Source organism: Promicromonospora sp. Marseille-Q5078, assembly GCF_050315395.1.
In the GTDB taxonomy this organism is placed as follows: Bacteria; Actinomycetota; Actinomycetes; order Actinomycetales; family Cellulomonadaceae; genus Isoptericola.
This window is the reverse complement of record NZ_JBNPQG010000001.1, coordinates 239680-254833: the sequence shown is the minus strand read 5'-3', so window position 1 is coordinate 254833 and position 15154 is coordinate 239680. Positions and strand designations below refer to the sequence as shown.

Sequence of the window (15154 nt, the reverse complement as noted above, 5' to 3'; positions counted from 1 at the left end):
GACACAAATCCCTGGCCGCACCGAGGCGCGCTCCGTACGGTCGGAGCCATGCGCCTGCACGACGACGAGGTCCCTGTCACCGCCGACGACGTCCGCCGCCTGGTCGCGGCGCAGCACCCACGGTGGGCGGACCTGCCGGTGACGCCGGTGCGCGAGTCCGGCACCGACCACCTGCTGTTCCGCCTGGGCGACGACCTCGTGGCGCGGATGCCGAAGGTCGGCTGGGCCGGCGTGCACGCCCTGGCCGACGCCCGCTGGCTGCCGCACCTCGCCCCGCACCTTCCCCTGACGGTCCCGGCGCCGCTGGCGGTGGGAGAGCCGGACGACGCCTACCCGTTCCACTGGTCGGTGGTGCCGTGGGTGCCGGGCGCCGCGACGGCCGACCCGCTCGAGCCCGGCGCCGCCCCGAACCTCGACCTGCGGGCCGCCGCGACCGACCTCGGCGCATTCGTCGCCGCGCTGCGCGCCGTCGACCCGACGGGCGGGCCGGTCAAGGACGGCACCGGGCGCGGGGTGCCGCTGGCACGCCTGGACGACGCCGTGCGGCGCGCAACCGCCGAGTCGGGCGACCGGGTCGACGGGCCCGCCGTCCTCAAGGCGTGGGACCGGGCGCTGGAGGCCGCCGCCGACCCGGTGCCCGGCACCTGGCTGCACGGCGACCTCTTGCCCGGCAACCTGCTCGTCGACGACGGCCGCCTCACGGCCGTCATCGACTGGGGCGCGCTCGGCGTGGGCGACCCGGCGGCCGACCTGCCCCCCGCCTGGTGGCTCTTCTCCGGCCCGGACCGGGCGGCGTTCCGCGAGGCCGCCGGCGCCGCCCCGGGCGGCGGCCTGGACGACGGCGCGTGGGAGCGCGGGCGGGGGTGGACGCTGGTCGAGGGCGTCATCGCCCTCCCGTACTACTGGGACCGCTGGCCGGAGTTCGCGCGGGCGTCGCAGCGGCGGGTGGCGGCGGCGGTCGCGGACCTCTGACCCGCACCGGGCTCGGGGTTCCTCAGGGTCGAACGGGGGGACCACCCGATACCGGGCCCACGAGGCCGCTCGTACCGTCGAGGCATGAGCACCACGACCCCCTACCCCCAGAGCCCGTACCAGATGTCCGAGCCCGCCCCCCGGCGCAAGCTCTTCCGCCCGAAGCACGGCCGCGTGCTCGGCGGCGTGTGCGCCGGCCTCGCGGACTACCTCGGCTGGAGCCGCGGCCTCGTCCGCGTCCTCTCTGTGGCGTCGATCCTGATCCCCGGTCCGCAGGTGCTCGCCTACGTCGTGCTGTGGATCCTCATGCCCGACGAGGAGAAGGCGCTCCGCGCCGCCTGACGACCCTCCGACCCCCGGGAGCACCCGTGCACGTCTCCATGGAGCAGGGCGACATCACCGCCGTCGCCGTCGACGCGACCGTCAACGCCGCGAACTCGTCGCTGCTGGGCGGCGGCGGCGTCGACGGCGCCATCCACGCGGCCGCGGGCCCGCGCCTGCTCGAGGCGTGCCGCGAGCTGCGCCGCACCACCCTCCCCGACGGCCTGCCCGTGGGCGACGCCGTCGCGACGCCCGGCTTCGACCTGCCCGCGTCGTGGGTGATCCACACGGTCGGCCCGAACCGGCACGCGGGCGAGACCGACCCGGCGCTGCTCGCGTCGTGCTTCACCCGGTCGCTCGACGTCGCGGCGGACGTGCGCGCGCGGTCGGTCGCGTTCCCCGCGGTGGGCGCCGGCGTCTACGGCTGGGCCCCCGACGACGTCGCGCGCGCCGCGGTCCTCGCGGTCCGGGAGTGGGACGAGCTGAACCCGGGCGCCGTCGACGAGGTGCGCTTCGTCCTCTTCAACGCGCCCGTGCTGGCCGCCTTCGAGCAGGCGTTCGCCGCCGTCTGACCTGCGACGGCGGTTGTCCACAGGCCGTTGTCCACATCCTTGTCGGGGTGCACGGGGACCGCTAGGGTCGAACATGTGTTCGATACTGCCGCACTCGAGCGACCCGCCACCGGGTCGTCGCTCGCGCACGCGTCGGCCGCGATCGACGACGTCGTGGCGATCCAACGGCAGATCGACGAGCTCGAGGGCCGCAAGCTGGTCGCCGTCGAGCAGGCCCGCCGGGCGGCCGCGCGCGCGGAGTCGGCGCTGCTCTCCGACGACGACGTCACGCTCAGTCGGGCAGGTGCCGAGCGTCGTCACGACCTCGCCCGCCGGGCCTTCACCGCCGACCTCGCGACGGCGCTGCGCCTGACCGAGCAGGCGGCTTCCCACCTCCTCGACACGGCCCGCACGCTGGCGGGCGACGGCGACCTGGCGGTCACCCACGACGAGAACGGGCGAGCCACCCTCGACGCGCTGTGCCGCGGCCGCGTCTCGCTGGCGCACGCGACCGCCGTCGCCGACACCCTGGCCGAGCTCCCCACCCCCGAGGCACGCGACCAGGTCGAGGCGGCCGTGCTGCCGCGCGCCGCGACGTGCACGGTTCCCCAGCTCCGCCGGCACCTGCGCCGTGCGCGCGACCTCGTCCACCCCGAGCCGTTCGTCGAGCGGCACCGTCGGGCCACCGAGTCGCGGGCCGTCTACCTCGACCCCGGCACCGACGGCATGGCCTGGCTCACCGCCCACCTGCCCGCGCCGCTCGCCCACGCCGCGTACGACCGCCTCAGCCGCACGGGGGCGCACGCCAAGGAGGCCGGGGACGGCCGGACGCTCGCGCAGCTCCGCGCGGACTCCCTCGCCGACCTGCTCCTCGCCGACGACGTTCCCACGGCAGCCCGCTCCGCCCCGGTCCTCGCGCAGATCGCGCGGCGCATCACCCCCACGGTGCGTGTGACTGTGCCGGTGCTGTCGCTGCTGGGAAGCTCCGACCTCGCGGCGGAGCTCGACGGCCACGTTCCTGTGGACGCGGCGACGGCGTCGTCGCTCGCGGCCGCCGCGCCGTCGCTGCGCCGGCTGCTGGTCGACCCTGCGGACGGCCGCGTGCTCACCACCGACCCCGGCACGTACACCGTCCCCGCCGCGCTGCGTGGCTTCCTGCAGGAGCGCGACAGCGTCTGCCGCTTCCCGGGCTGCACCCGCTCCGCCGCCCGCTGCGACGTCGACCACGTCGTCGCCTGGGCTGACGGCGGCCGCACGGTCGCGGACAACCTCGCGCATCTCTGCCGGCACCACCACGTGCTGAAGCACCAGACGTCGTGGCGCAGCGCGCCCGGGCCTGACGGCACCCTGACCTGGACCTCACCGACCGGCCGGACCCACCACGACCCACCAGGCCCTCCGCTTCCCGATCACCCGGTGCGCCACCTCGAGCCGCCGGACGACGCGCCCGACGACGGCTGAGGCCGCGGAAATTCCCTGCGCACCAGAGCCGGCTGCCTGCCAGGATCTGCCTGTGGGCCCCGAGGAGAGCTACGTCCATGTCCAAGCGACCTACCGCGGCCGCCTGGGTGTCGAGGTCGGCATCTTCGTCAACGAGCTGACGTCCCCGCCCGGCGCGCCGAGACCCCGTCAGCGCTTCGGGTACCCCGCGCCAGGCTTGTCCTCGTCGAGGTCGCCGACCTCCTCGAAGTGGATCTGCTGGTGCCGCACCGCGCGGTTGTAGAGCCACGTGGCGAAGGACAGCACCACACCGAGGGCGATGAGGCCTCCCGCGATGACGTACTGCTCCTGCTGCTCGGCGCTGCGCGCCCACGGACCGGCGAGGTAGGCGCAGGTGATCGCGCCGAGCAGGGCGACCCAGGCCTTGGTGCGGAAGTGCTGGTGCTGCACGGGCTTGCGACGCAGCACGAGCAGGGCCACGTTCACCACCGCGAAGACGATCAGGAGCAGCAGCGACGTCGTGCCGCCCAGCAGGCTGACGGCGTTGGCGCCCGACTCGGTGCCGCTCGCGCGCACCACGTAGACGATGAGCCCGAACGAGATCAGGGTGGTCACGATGATCGACACCCACGGCGTGCGGCGGGTGCGGTGGACCTTGCCGAACGCCCGCGGCAGCACCCCCTGGTTCGCCAGCCCGTACAGCAGCCGCGACGCCATCAGCATGTTGATCAGGGCCGAGTTCGCGACGGCGAACATGCCGATGAACGGGAAGATCGTGTCGAACGGCAGCCCCGGCGCACCGGCCGCCACGACCTGCGTGAGGGCCGAGCCCTTCGAGTCGTCGACGAGGTCGCCCACCGGCACCAGCGCCACCGCGGTGATCGCGACCAGCACGTAGATCAGACCGGTGATCGACAGCCCCGTGAGCATCGTGCGCGGGAAGTCCTTCACCGGGTCCCGGCACTCCTCCGCCATGTTCACGGAGTCCTCGAAGCCGACCATCGCGAAGAACGCCAGCGTGGTGGCGGCGGTGACCGCGAGGAACACGCTCTTGTCGTCGGCGCTCTCGAACACGACCACGCGGGAGAAGTCGGCGCGGCCCTGCGTCATCCCCCACATGCCGACGAAGATCACCATGAGCAGGCCGGAGAGCTCGACCAGGGTCAGCACCACGTTCGCCTTGACGCTCTCGCCGACGCCGCGGAAGTTCACCAGCGCCACGAGTGTCATGAAGCCGAGCGCGATCGCGATCCGCCCGACGCCCCCCTCCTCGAGGCCGAGCCCGAACCCGTCGCTGAGGAACCCGGCGAACGCGTTGGACGCCGTCGACGCCGAGGTGATGCCGGAGCTCATCACCATGAACGCGATGATGAACGTGACGAAGTGGATGCCGAACGCCTTGTGCGTGTAGAGCGCGGCCCCAGCGGCCTGCGGGTACTTGGTGACCAGCTCCAGGTACGAGAACGCGGTGAGCGTCGCCACCACGAACGCGATGAGGAACGGCGCCCACGCGGCGCCGCCGACCTCTCCCGCCACCTGCCCGGTGAGGGCGTAGACGCCGGTGCCGAGGATGTCCCCGACGATGAAGAGCAGCAGGAGCTTGCGCCCCATCACCCGCTTGAGGCCGTGGTCGGGGACGGCGTCGCCCGCCCCTCCCGCACCGGCCTGGTCGATCGTCTGGCTCATCGCGACCTCCTGGATCCTCGCACCCGGTCGTCCTCGCGGCCGCCCCTCGCCTCGTCGCGCGGGCCGCCCGGCCACCACCCCATGGAACCGCGCGAAGGCCTGACCTGCATGGGCGACGCGCGGGCAGGCACGGCAGAGTGTGCCTCGCGACAAGGTCTCGCACGGTGCGGGTGCAGGGGGCAACCGGACTGACGAGGAGCAGGTGGGTGCGACGAACGGTGGTCACTGGGGTCGGGGCGGTCACGCCCCTGGGACGGACGGCGGACGAGACGTGGCGCGGGCTGCTCGCCGGCCGGTCGGGGATCGCGACGATCAGGGACGGCTGGGCGCACGACCTGCCGGTCCGCATCGCGGCCCGGGTGGACGACGGGTTCGTGCAGGCGCTCGACGCGCGCCGGGTGCGCCGCACCGACCGGGCCGAGCAGCTGGTGCTGGTCGCGGGTCACGAGGCGTGGCGGTCGGCCGGGTCGCCCGCGGCGGACCCGGACCGGGTCGCGGTGGCCGTCGGCACGGCCAACGGCGGCATCGCGACGACCCTCGCGCAGAGCCGCGTGCTGGCCGACGCCGGGCCCCGCCGCGTCTCACCGCACGCGGTCACGATGCTCATGTCGAACGGCCCCGCGGCGTGGCTGTCGATCGACCTGGGGGCGCGCGCGGGGGCCCGCGCGCCGGTCAGCGCGTGCGCCGCCGGGTCGGAGGCCATCGCCACGGGCCGCGACCTGATCCGCACCGGGCAGGCCGACGTCGTCGTGTGCGGCGGCGTCGAGGCGGGCGTGCTCCCGTTCTCCATCGTCGCGTTCGCGCAGACCCGCGCCCTGTCCACCCGCAACGACGAGCCCGCGCGCGCGTCCCGGCCGTTCGACTCCGGCCGCGACGGCTTCGTCATGGGCGAGGGCGCCGTCCTGCTGGTGCTCGAGGCGGAGGAGCACGCCCGGGCGCGGGGCGCGACCGTGCTCGGCGCGGTGGACGGCGCCGCCGTGACCTCGGACGCGTACGACATCGTCGGCGGCGACCCCGCCAACCAGGCCCGCACGGTGCGGCTCGCGCTGCGGGACGCGGGGATCGACCCCGGCGACGTCGGTCTGGTGCACGCGCACGCCACCTCCACCCCGGCAGGGGACGTCAACGAGGCGGAGGCACTCCGGGCCGCGCTGGGCGTCCCGCCGGCGATCACGGCCACGAAGGCGTCGACCGGGCACCTGCTCGGCGCGTCCGGCGCGCTCGGCGCCCTCGTCGCCCTGCTCGCGCTGCGCGACGGCGTCGTGCCGCCCACGCTCAACCTCGAGGACCCCGACCCCGCAGTCGACCTCGACGTCGTGACCGCACCCCGGCCGACCGACGCCCGCCACGCACTGGTCGACGCGTTCGGGTTCGGCGGGCACAGCGCCGCGCTGGTGCTCTCCCGGGACTAGGCGCCGGGTACGGTCCCGGCATGACGACGACACCGGACGTGCGGGTCTGCTTCGCGGGCGACTCCTTCGTGGCGGGCACGGGCGACGCGACCGGCCTCGGCTGGGTCGGGCGGGTCACCGCGGCCGCGCTCGCCCGGGGGCACCGGCTCACCGCGTACAACCTCGGCGTGCGGGGCGAGACGTCCGGCCAGGTCGCCGACCGGCTGGCCGGTGAGCTCCCGCCCCGCCTCTCCGCGGGCGACGAGCACCGCGTCGTCCTCGCGTTCGGCGTCAACGACACCGTGGAGCAGGACGGCCGGCCGCGCCTCCCGAACGCACGCTCGGTCGACGCCCTGCACCGCGCGATCGACGCCGCCGGCCGGGCCGCCACGCTCGTCGTCGGGCCGCCCGCGGTGGACGACGACGACCAGAACTGCCGCCTGCGGCAGCTCGGCGACCTGTTCTCCCGCGCCTGCGCCGACCGCGGCGTCCCGTGGGTCGACACCTTCGGCCCGACGGTGGGCGAGACGACGTGGCGGCAGCAGGTCCGCGCCGGCGACGGCTTCCACCCCGACGCGGCCGGCTACGCCGTGCTGGCGTCCGTCGTCGAACGGCCGTTCCTCGCCTGGCTGGGCACGACGTAGCGATTCCTCCGCTTCCCGTGTCAGGACGCGGAGAAATCGCTACGTCGGTATGTCCGTCGCTCGAGGTCAGCGCAGGCCGAACGCCTTCACGACCTCCTGGGTGACGGCGTTGCCGGCGTCGTCGCGGGCCTCGGTGCGCAGCGAGACCGAGGTGGCACGACGGGGGGCGTCGAACGCGACCGACCAGCGTCCGTCGCCGGACGGGCGGGCCCTGACGGCCTTCCACGTCTCGCCCTCGTCGAACGACACCTCGACGGCGACGCCGGTGACGGTCCCCGCCCCGACGGCCCCCTCGGGCAGCGCCGCGGTGACGTCGAGCCGCACCGGCCCGTGCCGCCGCACCGCGCCGGACAGGTCACGACCGTGCACGTCGTACCCGAGCGAGACGATCGGCAGCAGCACGTTGCCCGCGCCCCCGGACGTCAGCTCGGCCTGGTCGGCCTGGAACGTCCAGGCCGTCGACGTGCCGCTCGAGTACGCCCACACCGCCGGGTCGCCGGTGGTGTCCATCTCGAACCGGTAGGTGTGGGAGCCCTCGGCCGCGGGGACGCTGCCCTGGAACGCCTGCGACGACTGCGCCCGCACGAGCGCGCCGTCCTGGTACAGCCGGCTGACCACACCGCCGTCGAAGATCCCGGTGAGGTCGCCCGTGCTGCTGGCGAACGGCACGTTCAGCCGGAAGAAGCGGCCGGAGGCCTGCGACATCCAGAAGCCGGGGCCCTGGTGCGGCGCGGCGACGCCGAACCAGTCGATCGTCAGGCGCTCGCCCGGCGCGTACGTCCGCCGGTCGTCCCGCACCTCCCAGCCGCCGGTCGACGTGGCCATGGCGTACCAGCCCTGCTCGTCGCCCGGCACCGAGACGTACGTGACCTGCTCGTCGCCCGACATCCGCGGCTGGGTGCTGCCGATGCAGGCCAGCGCGTACTCGGGGCAGTCGTACCGGCTGACGAACACGACCCGAGGGTCGGGGTCGGCCAGACGATCGGTCACCTGCGCGAGGTCCCGCGTCCGCGGGGCGACGCTCAGGTCCGCGGGCACGGCGTCCTGCCAGGTCTCGACCACGTCGTAGGAGTAGTCCGGGAACTCCACGCCCCGCCCCGTGAGGCGCACCCCGTGCCCGCCCTTCGCCCCGGCGGAGGCGAGCAGTCGCCCGCCCTCGTCGGCCGAGAGGGAGACGACGGGCAGCCCGGTGCCGCCGGCCGAGTCGTACAGCACGCCCGGGCCGGCGTTGACGACGACGAGCAGCGCCGCACCCGCCGCCTCGGCAGCGGCCGCGCGGTCCCACGACGTGACGGACGCGTCGTCCGTGACGACCAGCGCCTTGCCGCCCGCGTCCACCGCGGCGATCTCGTCGGGCGTGCCGGTGCCGGCCGTGACGACGGGCAGGTCGACCCTGCCGTCGTACCGCGCGCTGCCGCGCTGGTACACCGGGTCGAGCCCGCCGCCGTGCCGTCCGGAGACCCGGAGGTCCAGCAGCGGCGCCGTGCGCGACCACCGGCTCGTCAGGGCGAAGTCCCCACCGGCGACGGCGTCGGTCTCGTTCACCCAGACCTCGGCGTCGGGGGTCATGGCGACGGACGCGGAGAAGGTCGCGTACTGGCCGCCCACCCCGGAGTCGTGGAACCACTCGACCCGCCCGTCGTGGTCGGCGCTGGGCCGCGGCGTGTCGAGCTCCACCGGGTGCGCGTCACGCGCGTCGAGCACCACGTGCACGTCGCCGTCGGCGACCGTCACGTGCGGCTCGCTCAGCCAGTACAGGCGGTCGGTGCCGTCGGTGTCGGCGAACCGCACGCCGGAGAGCGCGGCGAACTCGCCGGGCTCGACGCGCTGCGCGGGCGTGGTGCCCGTCGCCGGGTCGGTGACGAGGCCGGTGAACGACGTCGAGCCGTACCGGTAGAGAGTCACCTCGGCGGCGATCGGCTCGCCGTCGGGCCCGAGCACGGTGACGTCGAGGTCGTAGTGCTCCGTCTCGCGGGTCAGGCCGGTGGCCGTGCGGGCCGCGACGGCGCCGTCGGCAGCGGTCGCCACGACCTCGCCCAGGTAGTACCCCGGCGCCTGCGCGTCGGCGAAGGACGCCGTCGCCTCCACGGAGGCGGTCCCGTGCGCCGGTACGACGACGTGCGTCTCGCTGAGGCGGACGAGATCGGCGCCGCCGTCGGGCCCGGTCGTGGACGGGGTCAGGTCGAGCTCCAGGTCCGCGTCGGTGTCGTTGCGGTACGTGAGCGTGCGCGTCTGCGGCTCCGGGTCGGCGTCGCCCCAGGCCACGCGGCCGAAGTGCACCGAGCCCGTGGCGTCGACGCCGTCGAGCGCGGCGGGCACGTCGAGGCGGCCGGTGCCGACCTCGTACGGGGTGTACGAGTCGAGCCCCACGGACGACGACATGAGCGCGTCCTTGATCCGCGCGGCGTCCCAGCCGGGGTAGGCCGCGGCCAGGATGGCGGCCGCTCCCGCGACGTGCGGCGTCGCCATCGACGTGCCGCTCATCGTCCTGTAGGAGCCCGAGCCCGACGAGAACTGCGAGCGCGCCGCGGTGATGTCGACGCCCGGCGCCGCGAGGTCCGGCTTGAGGCCGTCGTCCAGGCCGCGCGGCCCGCGCGAGGAGAACGACGCGAGCTCGTCCCGGTCGTCGGTCGCCGCCACCGTGAGCGCGGCGTCGGCGGTGCCCGGGCTGCTCACGGTCCCCGTGCCCCCGGCGTTGCCGGCCGCGACGACGAACAGGGCGTCCGTCTCCGCCGTGAGCGAGTTGACGGCCTGCGCGATGGGATCGGTCTGGTCGTGGCGGGAGTCGTCGCCGAGGCTCATGCTCACGACGTCGGCGTCCACGGTGCGGGAGGCCCACTCCATGCCCGCGATGATCCACGAGTCGAGGCCGTAGCCCTCGTCGCTCAGCACCTTCCCGACGGCCACGTCCGCGCCGGGCGCGACGCCGCGGTGCACGCCGCCGTCCGCGGCGCCCGAGCCGGCGACCGTCGACGCGACGTGCGTCCCGTGCCCGTGCACGTCCGTGACGGTCTCACCCGGGACGAAGGACTCGGTGGTCGTGACGACGTCCGCCAGGTCGGGGTGCGCGGCGTCCACGCCCGTGTCCAGCACGGCCACGGTGGAGCCGGTGCCGTCGTGCCCGGCGGCCCACGCCTCCGGGGCGCCGACCAGCGGGACGCTGACGTCGAGCGTCGCCTCCGCGCGACCGTCCAGCCAGAGCCTGGTGATACCGCCCGCGAAGGTGCCCGGGTCGGCGGCCGCGCGCGCCGTCGCGCCCGTCGTCGAGCCCGCGGTGATCGCACCCCAGAACGTCGCCGCGTCGTCGGCGTCGGTCCGCAGCGCGGCCCCGCCGATCGACGTCAGCTCGAGCGTCGTCTCGCTGCCGCGCGGGGCGACGGCGGCCTTGCGCGCCTTCCGGTCGTACTGCGCGATGACGGGGATGGCGCCCTCGTCGTCGTAGCCGTCCGCGACCAGCTCGGTGACGTTGAACAGCTGCTGGTCGAGCGCGCCCGACGCGAGGTAGGGCTGCGCGGAGGCCGGGACCACGTACAGGTCGTCGCCCAGCTCGTAGGTCTGGACGGGCCCGGCGGCGCCCGGCGCGGGCTCGACCGTCACGCCGGGCCTGCCGTCGCCGGTCGTCGTCACGTGCACGACGTCGCCGGTGACGAGCGTGAGCGTCGACGACCCGGTCGGGGACGGGGCGGCGGACGCCGCGGCCGCGGCGTCGGGGTCGGAGGTGGTCGGTCCGGCGAGGGCCGGGGCGGCGCCGGCGGCCAGCAGGGCGCTGACGGCGGTGGCGGCGAGACCGGCACGGACGGGTGGTCGCATGGTGGGGCCCCTCTGGGGTGGCGGCAACGATGACGGCACTGTCGGTGCGGGTGACGCTGTCACCGTCGGGTGCCCGGCACAATGACCGTTCGTGGCGGATCTCCGCCATGACACGAACCCGCACAGCCGCGGGAGGCACGAGACGCGGGGGCGGGATGGCGCAGCAGACAGGACGGGACGGCCGGGACGCGGAGCTGCTGGGCGACGTCGCCGGGCTCCCCCTCGGACTCCTGGCGGCCTACCGCGTGCTCGTCGCCACCCCCACGTCGGACGCGGCGGCCGTCGCCGCGGCGCTCGGCGTCCCGGCCGACGACGCGGCCGCACGCCTCGACGCCCTCGCCGCCCGCGGGTTCGCGACCCCGCTCGCCGTCCCCGGACGCGCCCCGGACGCGACGGCGGCCCGGCGGTTCGCGGCCGCACCGCCGTCCGTCACCCTCGGCGCCGCCGTCGCCGCGCGCGAGGAGGCGGTGCGTCGCGCACAGGCGGAGCTGGACGTGCTCGAGGAGATGTACCGCCTCGCGGGGGCGGGCGGCGGGCGGGCCGACGACGTCGTCCAGGTGGTGCGCGGCGCCGACGCCGTGGCCCGGTGGTTCGGCCGCGTCCAGGCGGGCGCGCGGGAGGAGGTCGCCGCCCTGGTGCAGCACCCCGTGGCGGTGACCAGCGCGGACCAGAACACCGTCGAGGGCGAGCTCGTGGCGCGCGGCGTCCGCTACCGGGTGCTGCTCGAGCGGCCCATGCTCGAGACCTTCCCCGGCGGACTCGACGCGTTCGCCGAGTCCCTCGCCGCGGGAGAGGAGGCACGGGTCGCGGAGTCCGTGCCGCTGCGCATGGTCGTCGTGGACCGGGAGCTCGCGTTCCTGCCCGTGCTCGCGGACCCCGAGCGGGCGTCGGCCGCCGCGATCCTCGTCCGGCCGAGCGCCTTGCTCACGGGCCTGGTCGCGCTCTTCGACGCGCTCTGGTCGACGGCGGCCCCCGTCGTGCTGCACGCCTCCGCCGCCGCGCCGGGGACCGGCGCCACCGACGACCTCGACGCCCGCCTGCTGTCCCTCCTGCTGGCGGGGCAGACCGACGAGGCCGCCGCGCACCAGCTCGGCGTGTCCCTGCGCACGGTGCAGAGGCGCGTGCGCGACCTCATGGACCGCGCCGGGGTCCGCACCCGCGTGCAGCTCGGCTGGCACGCGGCGCGGGCCGACTGGGGATCGGTCACGGGCTGACGTCGAGCGACGCGGCCCACCGGCGCACGGCGCTGAGGCTGCCCCCAGGCCGGCCGCCCGGGAACGCCTGTGGACGGAGGACGAAGGTGTCGGCGCCGGCGGGCAGGCTGGGGTCATGACGACGACCACCCCCGCCGCCCGTTGTTTCGGCGACGGCGACCCCCTGTACGAGGCCTACCACGACACCGAGTGGGGCGTGCCCGTGCACGGCGAGGCCGAGCTGCTCGAGCGGATCGCGCTGGAAGGCTTCCAGTCCGGGCTGTCGTGGATCACGGTGCTCCGCAAGCGGCCCGCGTTCCGCGAGGTGTTCCACGACTTCGACCCGGAGCGGGTTGCCGCCCTCACCGGCGACGACGTCGAGCGACTGCTCGGCGACGCGCGGATCATCCGCAACCGGCAGAAGATCGAGGCCACCATCGGCAACGCCCGCGCCGTGCTCGCGCTGCACGACGCCGGGCGCACCCTCGACGAGCTGTTCTGGTCGTTCGCGCCGGAGCCGCGGGCGGCGCGGGTCGCGGCGTGGCAGGACGTGCCGGCGACGAGCCCCGAGTCGAAGGCCATGGCCAAGGCCTTGAAGTCCGAGGGCTTCCGCTTCTTCGGGCCGACCACCGCGTACGCGGCCATGCAGGCCTGCGGCCTGGTGGACGACCACCTCGCGACGTGCCCGGTCGCGTCAGCCGCGCCCGGCCCGGCGTAGGGCGCCGAACGCCCCCGTCGACCACAGCGCGAGCGCCACCAGCACCGGCTGGAAGAACAGGCGGACGAACCGCTTGGTGTCCGTGTCGAGGCCGAAGCCGTCCTTCCCCTCGAGCCACTGGCCGACGTTCCCCGGGAAGATCACGACGAAGAACGCGGCGACGAGGAGCCCGACCGCGACCTTCCACCGCGCCAGCACGACCAGCGAGCCGCCCAGCACGATCTCGGCCACCCCGGACGCGAGCACCGTCACGTCCTCGTCCACCGGGAACCAGTCGGGCACCTGGGCGCGGAACTCCTCCCGCGCCACCGTGAGGTGCGTGATCCCGGCCCCGGCGAGCGCCAGACCGAGGGCGACCCGGCCGATCGTGCGGGGCAGCGACGTGGTGACGGGACGCGTGAGCTCGTGAAGATCCATGCGGCGATGGTCGCAGCGCAGCGGTCGGGTCGCAGCCGAACGGGCGGGCTCCCCGCGGACGGGCGCCTCCGTGGTCCGCCTGGTCCAATGTCGGGATGGCGGGATTCTGGTGGGGGTTGCTCGGCAGCTCGTCGCTGCTGATCGGCGCGGCGCTCGTGCTGTGGCGCACGCCGAGCCGGCGGCTCACGGGCCTGATCATGGCGTTCGGCGCGGGCGTGCTCATCAGCGCGGTCGCGTACGACCTCGTGGAGGACGCGTCGCGGTCCGCGAGCGGCTGGGTGCTGCTCGCCGGGCTGGCCGCGGGGGCGCTGACGTTCTTCGTCGGCGACCTGCTCATCGACCGGCGCGGCGGGCGCGACCGCAAGCGGTCCACCGGCGCCCAGGCGGACGGAGCGGGCGGCGCCATCGCGCTGGGCACGGTGCTCGACGGCATCCCGGAGTCCGTCGTGCTGGGCTCGACGCTGGTGGGCGGCGGCGGGGTCAGCGTGGCCGTGCTCGCCGCCGTGTTCATCTCCAACCTGCCCGAGGCGATGTCCGCCACGGTGGGGCTGCGCCAGGCCGGGACGTCGACCGCTCGGCTGGCCCTGCTCTGGGGCGGCACCACCCTGGTCTCCGCCCTGGCCGCCGGCGTCGGGTACGCGGTGCTCGGCTCCGCCGACCCGGCGACCATCGCCCTCGTGCAGGCCTTCGCCGCCGGCGCCCTGCTGACCATGCTGGTGGACACGATGATCCCCGAGGCCACCGAGTTCGGCGGCCCTGTGACGGGCCTCGTCACCGTGCTCGGCTTCGCCACCGCCTTCGGGCTGTCGGCGCTGGGTTAGCGGGCCGCAGCCCTCTCCAGCTCGTCGACAGATCCAGACATGATCGTCCGCACGTGCGCGGTGACCTGCTCCACGGGCCAGTCCCACCACGCCACGGCGAGGAGCCGGGCGACGTCCTCGGCGTCGTAGCGGGTCCGGAGGAGCCGGGCGGGGTTGCCGCCGACGATGCCGTAGTCGGGGACGTCGCGGGTGACGACGGCCCCGGCGGCGACGATCGCGCCGTGGCCGATGCGGACCCCCGGCATGACCGTGGCGCCGTGGCCGAACCACACGTCGTTGCCGACGACCGTGTCACCCCGGCCGGGCAGGTCGGTGATGAGGTCGAAGTGCGCCGCCCAGGCGCCGCCCATCGTGGGGAAGGGGAAGGTGGACGGCCCGTCCATGCGGTGGTTGGCGCCGTTCATGATGAACCGGGTGTCGGTGCCCAGCGCGCAGTACCTGCCGATGACGAGCCGCTCGGGGCCGTAGTGGTAGAGCACGTTGCGCGTCTCGAACGCCGTCGGGTCGTCCGGGTCGTCGTAGTAGGAGAAGTCCCCGACGTCGATCAGCGGCGAGGTCACGAGCGGCTTGAGCAGGACGACGCGCGGGTGCTCGGGCATCGGGTGCAGCTCGGTGGGGTCGGGCGGGACGGGCGGCTCGGTGAACCTGCTTGTCATGACCCTCCCTCGAGGCGTGCACCGATGCGTGGACTCTCCAGAGCGACGGGCGTCGCGTGAGCACCCTGGCACACCACGGACCCCGCCTCCACCAGTCTGGACCGCCATGACAGACACGAGCGACACGACGTCGGCCCGCGGCCCCGGCGGGCGCACCGCGCGTTCGCGCCCAGGTCCTCGAGGCGGTGCGCGCCGAGCTCGCCGAGCGGGGTCACGAGGGGCTCACCGTCGACGGCGTCGCGACCCGTGCCGGCGTGCACCGCGCCACGGTCTACCGGCGCTGGCGCGACGTCGGCGGCCTGATCGTCGACGTCGAGCGGGGCGAGCTCCCCGGGACGCCCGCGGACGCGCGCGGCCTGCTCGTCGCCGCCACCGCGCCGGTCTACCACCAGCTGGTCCTCCTGCGGGCCGAGCCCGACCCGTACCTCCCGGAGCGGGCGGCGGAGGCGGCGGTCCTCGCCGCGGCGGCGGGCGCCTTCTCTGCCCGGGGGCTCGATTAGAGTCGGCACGACCGCACGGACGCGTGCGGCGCAC

The 15154-nt window shown here is 75.2% G+C and carries 14 protein-coding genes; 10 read left to right on the top strand and 4 right to left on the bottom strand.

All coding sequences use genetic code 11. The features are described 5' to 3' along the window. Nucleotides 1–48: 48 nt before the first annotated feature. From ACQFYA_RS01145 to ACQFYA_RS01130, 4 genes are all read left to right on the top strand, one after another. The gene (locus ACQFYA_RS01145) at nucleotides 49–972 is read left to right on the top strand and encodes an aminoglycoside phosphotransferase family protein (protein WP_499120717.1); all 924 of its coding nucleotides are present in this window, start codon (nucleotides 49–51) and stop codon (nucleotides 970–972) included. An 84-nt stretch (nucleotides 973–1056) separates the two neighbouring features. Continuing rightward, on the top strand, nucleotides 1057–1314 hold the full coding sequence (locus ACQFYA_RS01140; RefSeq protein WP_499120715.1) for a PspC domain-containing protein: 258 nt from the start codon (nucleotides 1057–1059) through the stop codon (nucleotides 1312–1314). A 26-nt stretch (nucleotides 1315–1340) separates the two neighbouring features. Then, the gene (locus ACQFYA_RS01135; RefSeq protein WP_499120713.1) at nucleotides 1341–1865 is read left to right on the top strand and encodes an O-acetyl-ADP-ribose deacetylase; all 525 of its coding nucleotides are present in this window, start codon (nucleotides 1341–1343) and stop codon (nucleotides 1863–1865) included. Nucleotides 1866–1940: 75 nt separating this feature from the next. Beyond that, the gene (locus ACQFYA_RS01130) at nucleotides 1941–3305 is read left to right on the top strand and encodes an HNH endonuclease signature motif containing protein (RefSeq protein ID WP_499120712.1); all 1365 of its coding nucleotides are present in this window, start codon (nucleotides 1941–1943) and stop codon (nucleotides 3303–3305) included. 168 nt (nucleotides 3306–3473) lie between these two features. On the opposite strand, the gene ACQFYA_RS01125 is transcribed toward ACQFYA_RS01130, so the two are convergent. Further along, nucleotides 3474–4970, bottom strand: a complete 1497-nt coding sequence (locus ACQFYA_RS01125) for an APC family permease (protein ID WP_499120710.1) — start codon at nucleotides 4968–4970, stop codon at nucleotides 3474–3476. A gap of 206 nt (nucleotides 4971–5176) precedes the next feature. On the opposite strand from ACQFYA_RS01125, the gene ACQFYA_RS01120 reads away from it, so the two are divergent. Together ACQFYA_RS01120 and ACQFYA_RS01115 are read left to right on the top strand one after the other, a co-directional pair. Then, nucleotides 5177–6382, top strand: coding sequence for a beta-ketoacyl-[acyl-carrier-protein] synthase family protein (locus ACQFYA_RS01120; RefSeq protein WP_499120708.1), 1206 nt, complete (start codon nucleotides 5177–5179; stop codon nucleotides 6380–6382). 20 nt (nucleotides 6383–6402) lie between these two features. After that, nucleotides 6403–7005: a GDSL-type esterase/lipase family protein gene (locus ACQFYA_RS01115; RefSeq protein ID WP_499120706.1), complete on the top strand. Its 603-nt coding sequence runs from the start codon at nucleotides 6403–6405 to the stop codon at nucleotides 7003–7005. A gap of 66 nt (nucleotides 7006–7071) precedes the next feature. On the opposite strand, the gene ACQFYA_RS01110 is transcribed toward ACQFYA_RS01115, so the two are convergent. Further along, nucleotides 7072–10815 (bottom strand): S8 family serine peptidase, encoded by a 3744-nt coding sequence (locus ACQFYA_RS01110; protein WP_499120705.1) that lies wholly within the window; start codon nucleotides 10813–10815, stop codon nucleotides 7072–7074. A gap of 155 nt (nucleotides 10816–10970) precedes the next feature. Here ACQFYA_RS01110 and ACQFYA_RS01105 point away from each other — a divergent pair, with 155 nt between their 5' ends. Then, nucleotides 10971–12029 carry a helix-turn-helix domain-containing protein gene (locus ACQFYA_RS01105; protein ID WP_499120703.1) on the top strand — a complete coding sequence of 353 codons (1059 nt, stop codon included), beginning with the start codon at nucleotides 10971–10973 and terminating at the stop codon, nucleotides 12027–12029. A 115-nt stretch (nucleotides 12030–12144) separates the two neighbouring features. Next, nucleotides 12145–12726 carry a DNA-3-methyladenine glycosylase I gene (locus ACQFYA_RS01100; protein WP_499120702.1) on the top strand — a complete coding sequence of 194 codons (582 nt, stop codon included), beginning with the start codon at nucleotides 12145–12147 and terminating at the stop codon, nucleotides 12724–12726. On the opposite strand, the gene ACQFYA_RS01095 is transcribed toward ACQFYA_RS01100, so the two are convergent. Further along, nucleotides 12703–13143, bottom strand: a complete 441-nt coding sequence (locus ACQFYA_RS01095; protein ID WP_499120700.1) for a DoxX family protein — start codon at nucleotides 13141–13143, stop codon at nucleotides 12703–12705. The genes ACQFYA_RS01100 and ACQFYA_RS01095 overlap by 24 nt on opposite strands. Before the next feature lie 95 nt (nucleotides 13144–13238). Here ACQFYA_RS01095 and ACQFYA_RS01090 point away from each other — a divergent pair, with 95 nt between their 5' ends. After that, on the top strand, nucleotides 13239–13964 hold the full coding sequence (locus ACQFYA_RS01090) for a ZIP family metal transporter (protein ID WP_499120698.1): 726 nt from the start codon (nucleotides 13239–13241) through the stop codon (nucleotides 13962–13964). Here ACQFYA_RS01090 and ACQFYA_RS01085 read toward each other — a convergent pair. Continuing rightward, nucleotides 13961–14620, bottom strand: coding sequence for a CatB-related O-acetyltransferase (locus tag ACQFYA_RS01085; RefSeq protein ID WP_499120696.1), 660 nt, complete (start codon nucleotides 14618–14620; stop codon nucleotides 13961–13963). The two genes, ACQFYA_RS01090 and ACQFYA_RS01085, sit on opposite strands and share 4 nt — an antisense overlap. Nucleotides 14621–14805: 185 nt before the next feature. Between ACQFYA_RS01085 and ACQFYA_RS01080 the strand changes: the two genes are divergently transcribed. Continuing rightward, nucleotides 14806–15120, top strand: coding sequence for a TetR family transcriptional regulator (locus ACQFYA_RS01080; RefSeq protein WP_499120694.1), 315 nt, complete (start codon nucleotides 14806–14808; stop codon nucleotides 15118–15120). The last annotated feature ends 34 nt before the right edge of the window (nucleotides 15121–15154 follow it).